Source organism: Herbaspirillum sp. GW821-FHT09A12 (assembly GCF_059418325.1).
Window position 1 is genome coordinate 111,492 of sequence record NZ_JBWKPR010000012.1, and the last position, 16,242, is coordinate 127,733.

At 57.0% G+C, this 16,242-nt stretch carries 16 protein-coding genes and 1 pseudogene; 12 read left to right on the plus strand and 5 right to left on the minus strand.

Annotation, left to right across the window (positions count from 1 at the left end):
• The first annotated feature begins 368 nt into the window (after positions 1 to 368).
• The 12 genes from AC07N6_RS20200 to AC07N6_RS20255 all read left to right on the plus strand — a co-directional run bounded on the left by AC07N6_RS20200 (position 369) and on the right by AC07N6_RS20255 (position 11,857).
• Complete coding sequence (locus AC07N6_RS20200; protein ID WP_494782201.1) at positions 369 to 554, plus strand: hypothetical protein; 186 nt, start codon at positions 369 to 371, stop codon at positions 552 to 554.
• A 149-nt stretch (positions 555 to 703) separates the two neighbouring features.
• Positions 704 to 2,434: an IlvD/Edd family dehydratase gene (locus AC07N6_RS20205; protein ID WP_494782202.1), complete on the plus strand. Its 1,731-nt coding sequence runs from the start codon at positions 704 to 706 to the stop codon at positions 2,432 to 2,434.
• Between the two features lie 401 nt (positions 2,435 to 2,835).
• Positions 2,836 to 3,804, plus strand: coding sequence for a C-terminal binding protein (locus AC07N6_RS20210; RefSeq protein WP_494782203.1), 969 nt, complete (start codon positions 2,836 to 2,838; stop codon positions 3,802 to 3,804).
• Positions 3,805 to 4,032: 228 nt separating this feature from the next.
• Positions 4,033 to 5,118, plus strand: a complete 1,086-nt coding sequence (locus AC07N6_RS20215) for an ABC transporter ATP-binding protein (RefSeq protein ID WP_494782204.1) — start codon at positions 4,033 to 4,035, stop codon at positions 5,116 to 5,118.
• 189 nt (positions 5,119 to 5,307) lie between these two features.
• Complete coding sequence (locus AC07N6_RS20220; RefSeq protein WP_494782205.1) at positions 5,308 to 6,639, plus strand: ABC transporter substrate-binding protein; 1,332 nt, start codon at positions 5,308 to 5,310, stop codon at positions 6,637 to 6,639.
• A gap of 189 nt (positions 6,640 to 6,828) precedes the next feature.
• Positions 6,829 to 7,728: a carbohydrate ABC transporter permease gene (locus AC07N6_RS20225; RefSeq protein ID WP_494782206.1), complete on the plus strand. Its 900-nt coding sequence runs from the start codon at positions 6,829 to 6,831 to the stop codon at positions 7,726 to 7,728.
• Complete coding sequence (locus AC07N6_RS20230) at positions 7,728 to 8,609, plus strand: carbohydrate ABC transporter permease (protein WP_494782207.1); 882 nt, start codon at positions 7,728 to 7,730, stop codon at positions 8,607 to 8,609. The genes AC07N6_RS20225 and AC07N6_RS20230 overlap by 1 nt, the downstream gene beginning before the upstream one ends.
• Positions 8,610 to 8,899: 290 nt before the next feature.
• Positions 8,900 to 9,541, plus strand: a complete 642-nt coding sequence (locus tag AC07N6_RS20235; protein ID WP_494782208.1) for a response regulator — start codon at positions 8,900 to 8,902, stop codon at positions 9,539 to 9,541.
• Complete coding sequence (locus AC07N6_RS20240; protein ID WP_494782209.1) at positions 9,538 to 10,386, plus strand: PAS domain-containing protein; 849 nt, start codon at positions 9,538 to 9,540, stop codon at positions 10,384 to 10,386. Before AC07N6_RS20235 ends, AC07N6_RS20240 begins: the two co-directional genes overlap by 4 nt.
• Before the next feature lie 68 nt (positions 10,387 to 10,454).
• Positions 10,455 to 10,715 (plus strand): YunC family protein, encoded by a 261-nt coding sequence (locus AC07N6_RS20245; protein WP_494782210.1) that lies wholly within the window; start codon positions 10,455 to 10,457, stop codon positions 10,713 to 10,715.
• Positions 10,716 to 10,721: 6 nt separating this feature from the next.
• Positions 10,722 to 11,651 (plus strand): sensor histidine kinase, encoded by a 930-nt coding sequence (locus tag AC07N6_RS20250; RefSeq protein ID WP_494782211.1) that lies wholly within the window; start codon positions 10,722 to 10,724, stop codon positions 11,649 to 11,651.
• Between the two features lie 44 nt (positions 11,652 to 11,695).
• Positions 11,696 to 11,857: a hypothetical protein gene (locus AC07N6_RS20255; RefSeq protein ID WP_494782212.1), complete on the plus strand. Its 162-nt coding sequence runs from the start codon at positions 11,696 to 11,698 to the stop codon at positions 11,855 to 11,857.
• A gap of 204 nt (positions 11,858 to 12,061) precedes the next feature.
• Here AC07N6_RS20255 and AC07N6_RS20260 read toward each other — a convergent pair.
• From AC07N6_RS20260 to AC07N6_RS20280, 5 genes and pseudogenes are all read right to left on the minus strand, one after another.
• Positions 12,062 to 12,244: pseudogene (locus tag AC07N6_RS20260) on the minus strand (transposase); the annotation flags it as partial.
• 272 nt (positions 12,245 to 12,516) lie between these two features.
• Positions 12,517 to 13,158: a C39 family peptidase gene (locus AC07N6_RS20265; RefSeq protein ID WP_494782213.1), complete on the minus strand. Its 642-nt coding sequence runs from the start codon at positions 13,156 to 13,158 to the stop codon at positions 12,517 to 12,519.
• A complete protein-coding gene (locus tag AC07N6_RS20270) occupies positions 13,155 to 14,423 on the minus strand; it encodes a transporter (RefSeq protein ID WP_494782214.1) in 1,269 nt (422 codons plus the stop codon). The genes AC07N6_RS20265 and AC07N6_RS20270 overlap by 4 nt, the downstream gene beginning before the upstream one ends.
• 60 nt (positions 14,424 to 14,483) lie before the next feature.
• Complete coding sequence (locus AC07N6_RS20275; RefSeq protein ID WP_494782215.1) at positions 14,484 to 14,996, minus strand: hypothetical protein; 513 nt, start codon at positions 14,994 to 14,996, stop codon at positions 14,484 to 14,486.
• A 39-nt stretch (positions 14,997 to 15,035) separates the two neighbouring features.
• Positions 15,036 to 15,557: a hypothetical protein gene (locus tag AC07N6_RS20280; RefSeq protein ID WP_494782216.1), complete on the minus strand. Its 522-nt coding sequence runs from the start codon at positions 15,555 to 15,557 to the stop codon at positions 15,036 to 15,038.
• Positions 15,558 to 16,242: the final 685 nt, after the last annotated feature.

Below are 16,242 nucleotides of genomic sequence, written 5' to 3' on the forward strand. Positions count from 1 at the left end.
ATGCATCAAAACAATTCATCCATCTCGCGCCGCAGCAAATTTCCAGGCCGGCTTTCACCTTGCAAAGCCTTGTCCAGCCTGCTTTCTGCGGCCGCAGCGCCAAGCCTGCGATGCTGCACCGGCACAGCGCCGGATGCGCGCCTCGCCCCTGGGCCAAAATTGCCGTTCCAATTTGGTATTACCACTTGACCAAACAAAGAATGCTGCAATAGACTCGCTGCCAATCGAACAAGTCACGTCGCATGCTGCGGCCATTTGCAACCTCGGGGAGACGAGCGCAAGGCAACAGCTGCAGGAACGGGCAACCCCAGGACCCAGCCGCCGCGGTATCCAATACCGCAGGCAGCATCAGGCAACGGAGACATCTCTTGGCATACGCAGCAATGAGCGCGAACGGCAAGTCACACGGCAGCTGGACCCATGCCGCCGTGGCCGCATTGCCATCCACCACCTGCGCCCGGCGCGCGCTGCACCGTGCATCCTCTTTCGGTTCCCTGCTGGCCTTCCTGCTGATCGACTTTTCCCGCTATTTCTTTGACCAGGACGACAGTTAAGCCCTGACGCCCGCAGGACGGCGCATGCACGCTTGCGCCGTCACCACGAAACAGCACCGTAGCGCGCCGATGCGCGCACGGCATTTTGATGTTGTACGGGCAGTGTCCGGCCTGACCGGCCGCCCTGCCCGTCATCGAGGGAATCCCACATGACTGACGATACCAAGAAACTCACCCGCCGCAGCCAAGCCTGGTTCGGCCGCCAGGACCGCGACGGTTTCATCTACCGCTCCTGGGTCAAGAACCGCGGCATCCCGCACGACCAGTTCGACGGCCGTCCGGTGATCGGCATCTGCAACACCTATTCCGAACTCACTCCCTGCAACTCGCACTTCCGCGCCCTGGCCGAACAGGTCAAGATCGGCATCTGGGAAGCCGGCGGCTTCCCGCTGGAGTTCCCGGTGATGTCGCTGGGCGAGACCCTGCTGCGCCCGACCGCCATGCTGTACCGCAACCTGGCGTCGATGGACGTGGAAGAATCGATCCGCGCCAACCCGCTGGACGGCGTGGTGCTGTTGATGGGCTGCGACAAGACCACCCCGGCCCTGTTGATGGGCGCGGCGTCGGTCGACGTGCCGACCATCGGCGTGTCGGGAGGCCCGATGCTGTCCGGCAAATACCGCGGCCGTGAAATCGGTTCCGGCACCGGCGTGTGGCAGATGTCGGAGGATGTCCGCGGCGGCAAGATGACGCAGGAAGAATTCTTCGAAGCCGAGAGCTGCATGCACCGCTCGCACGGCCACTGCATGACCATGGGCACCGCTTCCACCATGGCCAGCATGGTCGAGGCGCTGGGCGTGGGCCTGCCGCACAATGCCGCCATCCCGGCCGTCGATGCCCGCCGCAACGTGCTGGCGCGCAATGCCGGCCGCCGCATCGTGGACATGGTCAAGGAAGACCTGGTGCTGTCCAAGATCCTGACCCGCCAGGCGTTTGAAAACGCGATCCGCGTCAACGCCGCCATCGGCGGCTCCACCAACGCGGTGATCCACCTGCTGGCGATCGCCGGGCGCATCGGCATCAAGCTGGACCTGAAGGACTGGGACGACATCGGCCAGCAACTGCCCTGCCTGCTGGACCTGCAGCCGTCGGGCAAATTCCTGATGGAAGACTTCTACTACGCCGGCGGCCTGCCGGCGGTGATCCGCCAGCTGGAAAGCGTGATCGACAAGTCGGCGCTGACCGCCAACGGCAGCACCCTGTGGGACAACTGCAAGGACGCGCCGAACTGGAACGAGGAAGTGATCCGTTCCTTCGACAAGCCGTTCAAGGAAGCCGCCGGCATCGCCATCCTCAAGGGCAACCTGGCCCCGGACGGCGCCGTGATCAAGCCGTCGGCCGCCACCCCGGCGCTGTTGAAGCACCGCGGCCGCGCCGTGGTGTTCGAGAACAGCGACGACCTGCACAAGCGCATCGACGACGAGAACCTGGACGTGGACGAAACCTGCGTGCTGGTGCTGAAGAACTGCGGCCCCAAGGGGTATCCGGGCATGGCTGAAGCCGGCAACATGCCGTTGCCGCCGAAGGTGCTGCGCAAGGGCATCACCGACATGGTGCGCGTGTCCGACGCCCGCATGAGCGGCACCGCCTATGGCACCGTGGTGCTGCACGTCACGCCTGAAGCCGCCGCCGGCGGCCCGCTGGCGCTGGTGCAGAACGGCGACTTCATCGAGCTGGACGTGGAAGCGCGCAAGCTGCACCTGGACATCAGCGACGAAGAAATGGAACGCCGCCGCGCCGCCTGGCAAAAGCCGGAGTCGCCGGCCACGCGCGGCTGGATCAAGCTCTATGTGGACCATGTGCAGCAGGCCAACCTCGGCGCCGACCTCGACTTCCTGGTTGGCAAGAGCGGCGCCTACGTGCCCAAGGATAATCACTAAGTCACTAAGAACCTGTTTATGATCCCGCCGGGAGTTGATCGAATGCCATTTCAGGATGGGCTGCAAGGCGCAAAACGTAGCCGGGCTGGTGGCCCGGCGAGGCTTTGCAACGCCGCAGACCGCCTGAAAGGGGATTTGAGCAACCTCGGATGGGATCGTAAACAGGTTCTAGGCAACACCGCGGGCGCCAAGGCAGGCGATGCCAGAAGCGCCACCCGGCGCCCGCGTACACATCAAGCACCCTTTGGATAAACGGCTGGATCGGAAACACCTGAAATAGAAACAGAAACACATCCAAGCGGTTGCGGACAGAGCCACAGGCCGACGCGACCGGCGAGGAAACAGCGACAGACGTAATTGCATCAAGGTGGGACCGAGACAACCATCATGGAGACGAAGCAATGAAAGTACTGATCACCGACTACGATTTCCCCGACGTCGACCTGGAGCTGGCGCTGTACAAGGCTGCCGGCGTCGAAGTGGTGACCGCGCAATGCCGCACCGAGGAAGAAGTCATCGCCGCATCCGCAGGATGCCAGGGCCTCCTGGTGCAATACGCGCCGGTCAACGCCAAGGTGTTCGCGGCGCGCCCTGAAATCCGCATCGCCAGCCGCTACGGCGCGGGCTTCGACACCATCAACACCGAAGACGCCGCCAAATACGGCGTGTGGGTCGGCAACTCGCCCGACTACGGCGTGGGCGAAGTCGCCACGCACGCGCTGGCCATGGCGCTGGACCTGATCCGCAACATCACCGTCTACGACCGTGCCGTGAAGGCCGGCGAATGGCATTACACCACCGCCGGCATCATCCCGCGCGCCTCCGACATGACGCTGGGCATCATCGGCCTGGGCCGCATCGGCAAGCGCATGGCGCATATCAGCCGCAATGTGTTCAAGCGCGTGATCGCTTACGACCCGCATATCATCGACGGCGACTTCCCCGCCTACGTGGAACGCGTGGGCCGCGAAGAGCTGTTCAAGCAGGCCGACGTGGTCTCGCTGCACACCCCGCTCAACGACGAGACGCGCGGCATGATCGACGCCTCGGTGCTGAACCTGCTCAAGCCCAACAGCTACCTGGTCAACTCCGCGCGCGGCGGCCTGGTCGACATCGACGACCTGCTGGCGGCGCTCGAATCGAACCAGCTCAAGGGCGCCGCGCTGGACGTGCTGCCGGTGGAACCGCCGGCGACGGCATCGGCTATCGTGCAGCACAAGCGTGTGCTATTGTCGCCGCACGCGGCGTTCTACTCCGACGTCGCCGCGCGCGAACTGCGCCGCAAGGCAGCCCAGAACCTGATCGACTGGGACCGCAGCGGACGGCCATCCTACGTGGTCGTCGAAGGCAAGAAAGACAATAAAAAATAGCAAGAGACAACTCCCGCCTCAAGCAAAGGACGGGAGATCGCCAAAAATACCGGCGGCAATCCAGCGCCGCCGATAACAGTGTAAAGGGGACATCTCAGATCCCCGCATGCCGCCACAGGCAAGATGGCATACCGGCCGGCATTCCACGAATAGAAGAAAGTCGCCGCAGGCACTCCCGCAAGGACGCCCGCGGCGCCGAAAACGAGGATATACACGAGGAGCAATTGCATGGCATCAGTACAGATTCGCGCTGTCAAGAAACAGTTCGGCAGCACCCAGATCATCCGTGGCGTCGACATCGACATTGAGGACGGCCAGTTCGCCGTCCTGGTCGGCCCTTCCGGCTGCGGCAAGTCCACCCTGCTGCGCATGCTCGCCGGGCTGGAAGAAATCAGCGGCGGCGAAATCCTGATCGGCGGCACAGTAGTCAATAACGTGCAGCCCAAGGATCGCGACATCGCCATGGTGTTCCAGAACTACGCGCTCTACCCGCACATGACGGTCAGGGACAACATGGCGTTCTCGCTGACGCTGGCCAAGAAGGACAAGTCCTTCATCGAAGAGCGCGTCAAGAAAGCCGCCGACATCCTCGGCCTGAACCAGCTGCTCGAACGCTATCCGCGCCAGCTCTCCGGCGGCCAGCGCCAGCGCGTGGCAATGGGCCGCGCCATCGTGCGCGACCCGCAGGTGTTCCTGTTCGACGAACCGCTGTCCAACCTCGACGCCAAGCTGCGCGTGCAGATGCGCACCGAGATCAAGGAACTGCACCAGCGCCTCAAGACCACCTCGGTCTACGTCACCCACGACCAGATCGAGGCGATGACCATGGCCGACCAGATCGTGGTGATGCGCGACGGCCTGGTGGAACAGCGCGGCCGTCCGCTGGAACTGTACGACCACCCGTCCAACCAGTTCGTGGCCGGCTTCATCGGCTCGCCGGCGATGAACTTCATCCCCGGCACGCTGCGCCTGTCGGCCGACCGCGCCGAAGTTGAATTCGCCGACGGCACCCGCCTGCCGGCGCCCTATGGCCGCCAGTTGCAAGGCAGCGACGGCCAGCGCGTGGTCTACGGCGTGCGGCCCGAACACCTTTCCATCGGCGCGGCCGGCGACGGCATCGCCACCAAGGTCATCGTGGTCGAGCCGACCGGCGCCGACACCGAGGTCTACAGCCGCTTCTGCGACGCCAGCCTGACCTCGATCTTCCGCGAACGCCACGGCTTCGGCGCCGGCGACACCATCCATCTGGTGCCCGACCATACCCGTACGCACCTGTTCGACGCCGAATCGGGCCAAACGCTGGCGCAACGCTGAAACCGATCCCATGCCGGCCGCCCGATCGCAGCCGGCCGGCATTGCATGAGCATTACCGCAGCAACCAAGCAAAGCAGCACACCGGCATCAATCTTTAACCATCAGCAATCAGTAATCGGCAAGGCAGCATCAGAACAACAATCCGCACCATAGCGGTCCATTCCAATTTCAACCGAAGGAGTAGGAGACATGAGCAAGCTGACAAGACGCGATTTCCTGGTAAGCAGCGCCGCCGCCGCAGCCGCATCGAGCGTGGGCGTGAACGCTTTCGCCGCGCCTGCGGGAGCGGCTGCGGCCGACAGCATCAAGTACCCGATCGAACAAGGCGCGACCCTGCGCGTGCTGCGCTGGAAGCGCTTCGTGCAGGGCGACGAAGACCTGTGGAACGCCAACGTCAAGAAATTCACCGAACTGACCGGCGTGGCCGTGCGTACCGACAGCGAAGGCTGGGAAGACGTGCGCCCCAAGGCGGCCGTTGCCGCCAACGTGGGCAGCGGCCCGGACATCGTGCTGGGCTGGTTCGACGATCCGCAGCAATACCCGACCAAGCTGATCGACCTGACCGACCTGGCTGATTCGCTGGGCAAGCGCTACGGCGGCTGGTACGACGTCTGCCGCAAGTACGGCACCAAGGACGGCAAGTGGATCGCCATGCCCCTGGGCGTGATCGGCAACGCCCTGGTCTATCGCGAAAGCCAGATCAAGGCCGCCGGCTTTGACGCCATCCCCAAGGACACCGCCGGCTTCCTGAAGCTGTGCCAGGCCTTGAAGGCCAAGAACACCCCGGTCGGCTTCGCGCTGGGCAAGGCGGTGGGCGACGCCAACAACTGGGCGCACTGGCTGCTGTGGTCGCACGGCGGCAAGCTGGTCGACAAGAAGGGCGCGGTCGCCATCAATTCGCCCGAGACCCGCGCCGCGCTGGAATACGCCAAGCAGCTGTACGCGACCTTCGTCCCCGGCACGCTGTCGTGGCAGGACCCGTCCAACAACAAGGCTTACCTGGACGGCCAGATCAGCATGACCGCCAACGGCATCTCGGTGTACTACGCGGCCAAGAATTCGACCGAGCCGAAGATGCAGGAAATCGGCAAGGATACCCAGCACGCGCACTTCCCCATCGGCCCGGCCGGCAAGCCGACCGAGCTGATGCAGATCACCCAGATGATGATCTTCAAGCACACCAAGTTTCCGAACGCGGCCAAGGCTTTCGTCCAGTTCATGTTCGAGCCGGACCAGTACAACCCATGGATGAAGGCATCCATCGGCTATGTCAGCCAGCCGCTCAAGGCCTACGAGAAGAACCCGATCTGGACCGACGACCCGAAGGCCACCGTGTACCGCGACTCGGCATCGCTGATGCTGGACCACGGCCACGAAGGCCCGCTGGGCCAGGCGTCGGCGGCTTGCATGGCCGACTATGTGGTGGTGGATATGGTGGCCGAAGCGGCCAGCGGTTCCAAGACCATCCAGCAGGCCATCGACCGCGCGTCTGACCGCGCCAAGCGCTTCTACAAGGCTTGATGTTTTGCGGCCGGACCGCTGCCGCCGGCATTGGCCGGCGCGCATCGATCCGGCGGCAGCGGCGCCGGGTCCGATTGGCGAGTTGTCAGGGCTCGCCGGCACGGCGCCGATGTCGGCTATCGCATTGAAATGAAAACAGGCATTTTCCGCCCGGAGCGATCCGGCGCGGCGACTCAACCGAGGCTTATTATGCTATCCCGTTTCCTGAATAACCGTAACGTACTGGGCATGCTGTTCATGGCCCCGGCCGTGATCCTGCTGGTGGTGTTCCTGACCTACCCGCTGGGGCTGGGCGTCTGGCTCGGCTTCACCGACACCAAGATCGGCGGCGAAGGCAGCTTCATCGGACTGGACAACTACATCTACCTGTTCGGCGACTCCCTGGCGCAACTCTCGCTGTTCAACACGCTGTTCTACACCATCAGCGCCAGCATCCTGAAGTTCGGGCTGGGCTTGTGGCTGGCGGTCCTGCTCAACAAGAACGTGCCGCTGAAGACCTTCTTCCGCGCCGTGGTGCTGCTGCCCTGGATCGTGCCCACCGCCCTCTCGGCGCTGGCTTTCTGGTGGCTGTATGACGCCCAGTTCTCCGTCATCAGCTGGGCCTTGATGAAGATGGGCCTGATCGACCACTACATCGACTTCCTCGGCGACCCGTGGAATGCGCGCTGGTCGACGGTGGCCGCCAACGTCTGGCGCGGCATCCCGTTCGTGGCGATCTCGCTCCTGGCCGGCCTGCAGACCATCTCGCCCTCGCTGTATGAAGCGGCGGCCATCGACGGCGCCAAGCCGTGGCAGCAGTTCCGCTACATCACCCTGCCCCTGCTGACCCCGATCATCGCGGTGGTGATGACCTTCTCGGTGCTGTTCACCTTCACCGACTTCCAGCTGATCTACGTGCTGACCCGCGGCGGTCCGCTCAATGCAACCCACCTGATGGCCACGCTCTCGTTCCAGCGTGCGATCCCGGGCGGCGCGCTGGGCGAAGGCGCGGCGCTGGCAACCTACATGATCCCGTTCCTGCTGGCGGCCATCATGTTCTCGTATTTCGGCCTGCAACGCCGCGGCTGGCAACAAGGAGGTGACAAATAATGGCCAAGAAAAAAGACGACCAAATGGAAACCCAGGGCATGGATTTCCTCCAATCCACGCCGCGTCGCTGGGTAACCATCTACCTGCCGCTGATCATCTTCCTGTTCGTGCTGCTGTTCCCGTTCTACTGGATGGTGATCACCGCCTTCAAGCCGGATGGGGAACTGCTGTCGCAAAGCGGCAATCCGTTCTGGGTGATCGCGCCGACGCTGGCCCACTTCAAGAAGCTGCTGTTCGACACCCAGTACCCGGCCTGGCTGCTCAACACCGTGATCGTGTCGGTGGTGTCGACCTTCGCTTCGCTGGCGGCCAGCGTGTTCGCCGCCTATGCGATCGAACGCCTGCGCTTCCAGGGCTCCAAGCAAGTCGGCCTGGGCATCTTCCTGGCCTACCTGATCCCGCCGTCGATCCTGTTCATCCCGCTGGCGGCGATCGTGTTCAAGCTGGGCTTGTTCGACACCCGCTGGGCGCTGATCCTGACCTACCCGACCTTCCTGATCCCGTTCTGCACCTGGCTGCTGATGGGTTACTTCCGCTCGATCCCGTATGAGCTGGAAGAGTGCGCGCTGATCGACGGCGCCACCCGCTGGGAGATCCTGATCAAGATCATCCTGCCGCTGGCGGTGCCGGGCCTGATCTCGGCCGGCATCTTCGCCTTCACGCTGTCGTGGAACGAGTTCATCTACGCGCTGACCTTCATCTCTTCCTCGGAAGTGAAGACGGTGCCGGTGGGCATCGTCACCGAACTGGTCGATGGCGACGTCTACCACTGGGGCGCGCTGATGGCGGGCGCGTTGCTGGGCTCGCTGCCGGTGGCGGTGGTCTACTCGTTCTTCGTGGAGTACTACGTATCGGGCATGACGGGGGCGGTGAAGGAGTAGCGCGCCTTTCCTCCCCGCTCGAACAAAACCCCACGTCCGCAAGGGCGTGGGGTTTTGTTTTGGCGTTCTGGATAAAGGAAATGCCTCCACACAGAGGCTGTGGCAGCTTCATCAGTTATCCGGCGACAGACCCCGAAAACAAATTTATTTCCAATAAGCGACGCCATATTTTTCGCCAATGAACAGAATATTTTTCTCTTTAAATTAGTTTTTCCGATTTGCGAATCGCGTCCTGCAATTTCAGGAAAGATCGATGCAAAATCCGGCTGTCCCAATAAAAGGATTTCCGCATGATCTCCGTACTGATTGCTGATGACCACCCACTGATTACAGAAGGATCTTCCTGTATCTTGGAGTCCGATGCGCAAAAACGCTTCACGGTCATTGGAACGTCAACGAGTGCCAATGATGCAGTGATTCAATTTGCGCTTTTACGGCCCGATGTGATCATATTGGACATTCGCTTTGGACATGCCAATACGGGCCTGGATGCCGCCAGCACGATCAAAACGTCTTTTCCTGAAGCGAAGATCATCCTGGTCAGCCAACTGCCTCCGGAAACCTTTCTTCTACAGGGATATCGCATCGGCGCACTTGCCGTACTGGTAAAGAACTGCAGTAGCCAGCAACTCATTGATGCCGTATTGAATGCCGCCGCCGGTCAGCAATATTTCCTGCCCGAACTCGCGAAACATCTGGCCAATATTGCCATCGGCACCCATCTCGATCCCCGCTTTGCGCTCGACGAAAGGGAACTCCTTGTATTTTCCAAGTTGGCGACCGGATGGAGCGCCGAGGAAATTGCGCAGGAAATTGGCCTGAGCGCTCGCAGCGTGCACAACATCAGCACTGACATCAAGGAAAAATTGAACATCAGCAGGCCGGCTGAAATCACCAGGCTGGCAATTCGCTCGGGAGTCATCGACGCATGAACAAGACTCTCGTCAGACAGGTGATCTGGACCCTTTCACCGGCCTTTCTGATCCTCTTTGCGGTGGGCTATATTGTTTTCAGCATCACCGGAAATCAGCGGGAGAAAACGCTTCTCCTGGCAGGGAAAGCGCTGGCAAGCTACGCCGCCTACTATCCCGTTGGCGTCAAGCAGGACGGCAACTTGCATCTCGACACGACCCGGTTCATGAAAGCCGTTGACTACTTCGCCTCGCAGCCCGCGAGCCGAGCGGCGGGCGAGCTCATCTACATTGGGCAGAACAATGACATCGCATTGCGCTTAAACGATGAAGAAAAGAGCCGTTATGCCGCATTGCTCAAGAACCCCGTCTATGAAAAATACAAGGTCAAGGCGCCGGACGATCCACTAAGGCCGTACAAAAACATCGTCGATGGCCTTGGACAAACCCTGAACGGGACAGGATTCGAAGTGGTCCTGCACGACACGAGAAACCCGCTGAAGAGCGTAGTCGCCATCCAGAACCCCATCACCGGCCGTGAACTGGGCGACCCCAACACGAACTTTGGCTACGAGCTGATCAAGAGCTATGCGGCGATCGGAGAGGAAGGCGGAAATTACATCTCCTACGCCTTGACCACAAAAGATAGGCGGAAAGTGAAATCCACCACCATCCCTATCTATCAGGAAAAGAATCTGATCGGATTTATTTGCATCAATATCGATATCTCGCAACTGGACGGCCACAACAAAGAAGCTGAAGCGGCCTTCATCAAGGCATTCACCAGAACATCAAGCAATCAGAAAATCAACGAAGTCCTCGAAAACACATCGATCAATCTGTTAACCGGAGAATTCCACAAATGAAAAGGTTTTTAGGCGCACTACCAATAGCAATACTTCTCTCATCGAACCTGAATGCAAAGGAAATGGACATGCAAGAAAAGAATCTGCATTTTCAACTTGAAAAGCCGCTATTGATCATGACCGAAAAAAAGGGCTTTCTGGCCTGCGGCTATATCAATGTCGAGACATGCAACAAGACGGGCGAGGCATGCGCCATTGTGACCGGAGTGAATAACTACGACGAAATGAAAGCCGCCAAGGTCGTCAGCGTAAGCCAGAGCGCGACAAAACTGGGCATCTTGCCGGGAATGGATGGCGCCGCTGCGTTGTCCATTTTGCGAGGGGATTAAGATCCTATGCTGCAGCCTGCCCTGCTTCTGATATTTGCGGCACTTCCCGTTCTGCTTCTGTCTTCGGGGATAGGCGCAGTAGCCAACGCTCCTCCATATCTCCATCGTATCAACAAGGTATTTTGGCTATCCGCCTTGCTCTTGCTGTGCGCCCTGCCTTTCATCGCTGGAGGAGATTTTCATCAGATTGAAAAGCTATTGCCGGCATTGATTGTGGTTGCCGTCCTATACCTGCTATACATCTCCGAAATAGAACAGCGCGCCGTCACTATCAAATCGCAGCAAGAAATCCGCTCGGCGTTCATTGAACTGGCGAACCGGATGGACGGTGAAGACAGCCGGCTATGCGCGAGCCTGCATGATGAATTAAACCCGTGCCTGATATTTTCCAAAAGGAAGATCGAAGAAGGGCTAGCCCTGGCCAAAGGACAGGATGACATAACGGCAATCCTGAACAGGTCGGCGCTGGAAATCGATCGCGCCTATTCTTTGAGCCGCAGCATCATCAAGAAGGTTCATGTCGAGATCGTCGAATCCGTTGGCTTGATCGCAGCGCTGGAAGATTTGATTTCCCATTACAACGAAATCTCGCCATTAAGGCCAAAGCTGCAACACAATCTGACCCGCAAGGCAGAACAACTTATCGAATGCACCCGTTCGGTCAGCATCTATAGAATCGTCCGGGAAGCCATGTTGAACGCGATCAAGCATTCCCGCGCAAAAAATCTGCTCATATCGATTGATGTGCGATCACGGCAGAAAATGCTGTGCATCAAAATTCAAGATGACGGCAACGGCATTTCAGATCGAGACGCCCCCGGCGTCGGCCTGATCGACATGCGTATCCGGGCAATACAGGCGGGCGGAACCTTATCCATCAAGAACGGGGATGAAAATTGCGGCACATTGATCGAATTACTCATTCCGATTGCGTGATGCCGAGGCAATCGCCCCAGGAAATCTGGCGCGCCCACCTCCTCTTGCTGCTGCCTGAATTGCACAGCGGCGAACGCCTGCTGGCGCAAGAATGGATAGGCCAGGATATCCTCAAATACCGCGTGATCTGGGAAGGATGCAGGGCGATCGAAAAGAAATTGTTTTCCTGCCTTGCCGAAATGGATGGGCTCGGAAGCGCGTGGTAAATCAAAACGCCAAACCCGAACCCCGGCTCCGGAAAGAAGCGGATTTCGCCGCAAGGCACGCCCCAATGAAAAGCGGCCATCCTGCAAAGGATGGCCGCCTCTTTTTGCTCATTCCACTTTGCAGGCGCCGTCGGCGCCCGCATCGCGTCATGCTTACTGCTTGGCCACAGTCGCCGTACCCGCCTCCATCGCCTCCTTCGGCAGCTCCTTGCGCACCTTGTTCAGACGCTTCGCGTCAGGCACACTCATACCTCCGAACTTGCTGCGCCACAGGTAATAGCTGGCTTCCGAGAAGTCGTGCTCACAGCACAACTCCTTAATCGGCATCCCCACATCCGCCTCCCGCAGGAAGCCAATAATCTGCTCTTCGGTGAAACGCTTCTTTATATCCAATCTCCTAATAACGTAATTGGACTCTAAATCGTTGTGCTACTCCAGTTGGGGGAGATGTCGATTGATTCATCAGGATGGGCTCAGTTCTGTGAGTAATATCTCAGACCAATTTATTGAAATAACAAGCCCCTTCGCACTCAATCTCTTCGCGACATACTTGTGGGTTAGCTGCTTAAAGTTAGCATCATTACAGGCCGTTTTTTTCGCATCCCCCTGCTACCTACACGAGGAAAAAACGGCGACTAGAAATAGTGGCATCGAGAGATTTAATTTAGAGGGGTATGTTGTAACGCCCTCACGGTCTCTCGCTCGGGGGCCAAGTTTTCGCTCAACGGTAGTGCGAGTGCGTGTCTACTAGGCAAACCGAATTCGTCCCGCCCGATAATTAGGGTCTCGCCTTTCCATTCGTTCAGAAGCTCATAGAGCGGGATCCGGAGATGTCCCCGAGCGGGATCCGCAAGCAGCGCTCGCCCCTCAGCAATTCCTTTCAGCACCACGAAATGGTTAAGCTGTTCTCGGCGCAGGAGAATGATTACCGGACCTTTAAGCATAACAGCTGCTTCTGCGCTGAGCATGACCCCTTCGGCTTCAAATCCCATGCGCTCAGCCGATTGCTTAAGATCCAGCATCGAAAAACCTTCCTTGATGCGATCAACTAAGTCAGCGCGAGGAAGATGCGAAATAATATCCGCCAGCACGTCTACCTCCTCTATCGCTTCCCCAAAGTAGCTTCGCAGCAGAATCGCAAGTGCAGCAGTACCACAAGAATAGTCTAAAGTTTGCCTCTCAATCCCTTCCATTTTTAGCTGCTTTATCGATTTCAAAGTGGGAATACCTTCAGCCAAAACCTGCACCGGCATGCCTAGGCAGAGTGCCATCGCTGCTAAAACATAGGTATGCGCTTTCATTCAAAACGGCGGTTCATGCGAAGCGAGAAAAAAGCAGGGCCGGCTTCGTCGTTCAAGCTAAAAGTGATTTGCGGTGTCACTACCCATTCCTTCAGCACACGATAAGACGCAGAAAATGAGAGATCCATCGGGTCTTTATCCGACCCCTCGATTTTCACATCGTTTACTCTCATGTTTCCGTAATGAGAGAACGAAAGGCGCGACCCAACGGATAATTTTTCATTTAGTGCGAAACCGAGGCCTAGGTATCCAGCGATTCCATTGCCAGGCTTTACGCGATATCCATCGATCGTATTTTTGAAGAAGTATCGATAGCTCAACCCACCGAAGAGCACCGCGGGATCAGTTGTACGAACGAATGCTACGCCTGGAGCTACGCTCCAATGGCCGGTGCCATTACTAAGTGGATCTTTCCAGTTTTCCTCGGCGGTGTAGTATCTTTTTTGTCCCGTAGGAGCAGATACATCTGCCATGATTGAGATCGCTGGCATCTGTGCCGTTTCATATTGCCACTGGTATTGCAACCCAGCAGAAATATCGCCTAATGACCATTTATTGGTGCTTCGTACATATTCGTTGGAGGAAACTTGGTCGATTTGAGTATTTGTAACCGGAATAGTTATATACGCCTCGAAATCCTTGGCTATACCTGCCCGAACCGAAGTTGCCAACTCCAATTGCCTGGAGTTGTGGGACGACATCTGAAAATAGCCCTCGTCCATGAGCGAGTAACTTGTTCTTGCTTGCTTGTACTGAAGGCCGAATTCAAACTCAAATTTACCCGGAGAAAGTAAAACTGTTGAGCCTGTCAAAAAATCGACTGGTGGTTTTTTCGATGAGTCCTCTCCATATTGAGCCCCTTGTTGGTTAGGGGGTGTCGCAGTGGGATTGTTCGCAGAAGTGAAGACCCTGGTCATGGAATTGATCGAGTCAGCTCCGATTTTGATCTGCCCAAAATTTGTCGATGTCAGGATCGTGACGCCGTCTACGCTACGAGCCAGTTGACCGGTAGCCGTCTCCCCGTTATCGAAAATGACGTTGTACTTATCATCAGTAACAATGGCCGCAATATCTTGGCTGGGAAAGTTAATCGGCGCACCATATTTGATTTTGAAAACGCAAATACCGTTTCGAAAGGAAATAATGGATCCTGAGATGATGTCGCCGTTTTTGGCATAAATGACATCCGCGTCGGCCGAAAGTGGCAGGGACAAACTAAACAGCACTACCGCGGCATATGAAAGCTTCGAGGCAATTCCGAACATTAATAATTGTTATTTTGATTAAAAAAACAGGCCCTGATACGGGCCTGTAGTTAAATGCTATTACCAGATGAACTTGCTGATCGGTCGATTCCAAGCAGCATCACGGAAACCATAGTTTTGCAATGCTCCAGTAGCCGGATCTATCGCCTGGTAGTGGGTTTCAATAACGGAGGCGTTCGAACGCACCCAAGTGCCAGCATTGCTGTATTTATCAGCAAGCCAGACATCGCCTGTAACAGTATAGGTCTGCCCTTGATAGATCAAAGTTGGCTTGCTTTGAGGGCTGTAGCTGTTGCCGATGTATTGGTAGGAACTGTAATCAGTGTAGCTCCCAAACCTCTTGTAAGTGACGTTGTGTTCCTTAATGCCCAGAGTGACACTGGGGCTGGCGATGTTCTGAATCATCTGCAGTGCAGCGCCTTTGATGTTGATCAGATCATTGTCCGTGATCAACGATGCTTTGCCTCCATCTTTTTCCAATGCGTCCAAGATTGGATTTGCGGCATAGCTCAGTGTCGAGAAACCAGTCAGTGCAACTGCTGCAGTAATCATTGCCAAACGAGGGAGTTTCATTATTTTTCCTTTATGTTCTGAAAAAAACACCGTTTAAACTCAACCGCCTTGTTTTGTCATTTTGGCGAGCAGCGCTGCGAGAGCGCCATCTGCCGCAATGCGCTTCTCAAAGTCCAAGCGAAGTTGCTCGCTTGAATCCTTGTTCGTAACAAGCAAATCAAACTTATTCGGATTTCCCACCAGTTGATTGCTTTCCAGCGTTTCTTGGTAGTGCTTCTGGATTCCAGCGTAATACTGGGTTAATTCATTGTTCGTCAATGAACTAAAGCGTGCATTGGTACGATCCATTTCCGTTGCGCTCATTCCCACTACCGCCGCCTTCGGATAATAGGGAACAAGCCACGGAGGCAACGCTGCGTTTTTCATTTCTTGAGTCAGCTCACCACCGTCAGATGAATCAGCGCTTTTTGTTCTCGCTTCGCTCGAAATGGAAACGGTGTCTGTGACGTCAATAGACTTGATTGCTTCAGTCTCGACGCTGAAATCAGAATTAGCTGCAGTCTTCGACTTAATAGCTTCGGTCGATTGGATTTGGGGGGACGAAATCGAATGGACGCTCATTTATGGCCACCTCGGGAGCTAAATTAAATATTATTAAAAAAATAATAAAAATAACAATCGTAATGAGAGCAGCGGTCTAATCTTGGCCTTTAATCGTATTACTCGAGCCTGCTACATATATTTTTTGTTGGTAGAAAGAATGCGGCTGAAGCTAGTCAGCTAGCAAATACCCCATTACGGCAAAATTCCCGCAAAACAAGAATTTAATGCGGAGATTAGCGTAAAAATTTGTAAATATCAATGCCAATTGATTTAACAATAATCAAATATTTAGTTGCTATTCACTTCACCTACATTCCCCTCTTTTCAGCCAACCAGAAATCCTTCAAGCGTCAACCGCACCTCTTTCGGCACAACAGTGTCCATCCCGTAACCCTGCAACCTGTGGCTGAGCCACGTCAACATCACATACAAAGAATATCCGCCACACGGCGCTCATGCCGTTCAGTTAAGGCTAATTCTGAACCACTCATCACAGACCCCGTTCGGGCTGAGTAGGCCCGCCAGGGCCGTATCGAAGCCAGCGTGTCAGCGTTAGCGCTCTTGCCTGCCCTTCGATACGCTGCTGCGCAGCTACTCAGGGCGAACGGAGTCTGGACTCCACAAAAAAATGCCGTTCAGCGTTTAACTGAACGGCATTAGCCACACGGCGCCGCAATAAAAAATGCGGCCTCCCTTTTCAGGA

Excerpts from the sequence above, each read along its gene's own strand:
- AC07N6_RS20205 (WP_494782202.1), top strand. The coding sequence starts at position 704 with ATGACTGACGATACCAAGAAACTCACCCGCCGCAGCCAAGCCTGGTTC.
- AC07N6_RS20210 (WP_494782203.1), top strand. The coding sequence starts at position 2,836 with ATGAAAGTACTGATCACCGACTACGATTTCCCCGACGTCGACCTGGAG.
- AC07N6_RS20215 (WP_494782204.1), top strand. The coding sequence starts at position 4,033 with ATGGCATCAGTACAGATTCGCGCTGTCAAGAAACAGTTCGGCAGCACC.
- AC07N6_RS20220 (WP_494782205.1), top strand. The coding sequence starts at position 5,308 with ATGAGCAAGCTGACAAGACGCGATTTCCTGGTAAGCAGCGCCGCCGCC.
- AC07N6_RS20225 (WP_494782206.1), top strand. The coding sequence starts at position 6,829 with ATGCTATCCCGTTTCCTGAATAACCGTAACGTACTGGGCATGCTGTTC.
- AC07N6_RS20230 (WP_494782207.1), top strand. The coding sequence starts at position 7,728 with ATGGCCAAGAAAAAAGACGACCAAATGGAAACCCAGGGCATGGATTTC.
- AC07N6_RS20235 (WP_494782208.1), top strand. The coding sequence starts at position 8,900 with ATGATCTCCGTACTGATTGCTGATGACCACCCACTGATTACAGAAGGA.
- AC07N6_RS20240 (WP_494782209.1), top strand. The coding sequence starts at position 9,538 with ATGAACAAGACTCTCGTCAGACAGGTGATCTGGACCCTTTCACCGGCC.
- AC07N6_RS20245 (WP_494782210.1), top strand. The coding sequence starts at position 10,455 with ATGCAAGAAAAGAATCTGCATTTTCAACTTGAAAAGCCGCTATTGATC.
- AC07N6_RS20250 (WP_494782211.1), top strand. The coding sequence starts at position 10,722 with ATGCTGCAGCCTGCCCTGCTTCTGATATTTGCGGCACTTCCCGTTCTG.
- AC07N6_RS20265 (WP_494782213.1), bottom strand. The coding sequence starts at position 13,158 with ATGAAAGCGCATACCTATGTTTTAGCAGCGATGGCACTCTGCCTAGGC.
- AC07N6_RS20270 (WP_494782214.1), bottom strand. The coding sequence starts at position 14,423 with ATGTTCGGAATTGCCTCGAAGCTTTCATATGCCGCGGTAGTGCTGTTT.
- AC07N6_RS20275 (WP_494782215.1), bottom strand. The coding sequence starts at position 14,996 with ATGAAACTCCCTCGTTTGGCAATGATTACTGCAGCAGTTGCACTGACT.
- AC07N6_RS20280 (WP_494782216.1), bottom strand. The coding sequence starts at position 15,557 with ATGAGCGTCCATTCGATTTCGTCCCCCCAAATCCAATCGACCGAAGCT.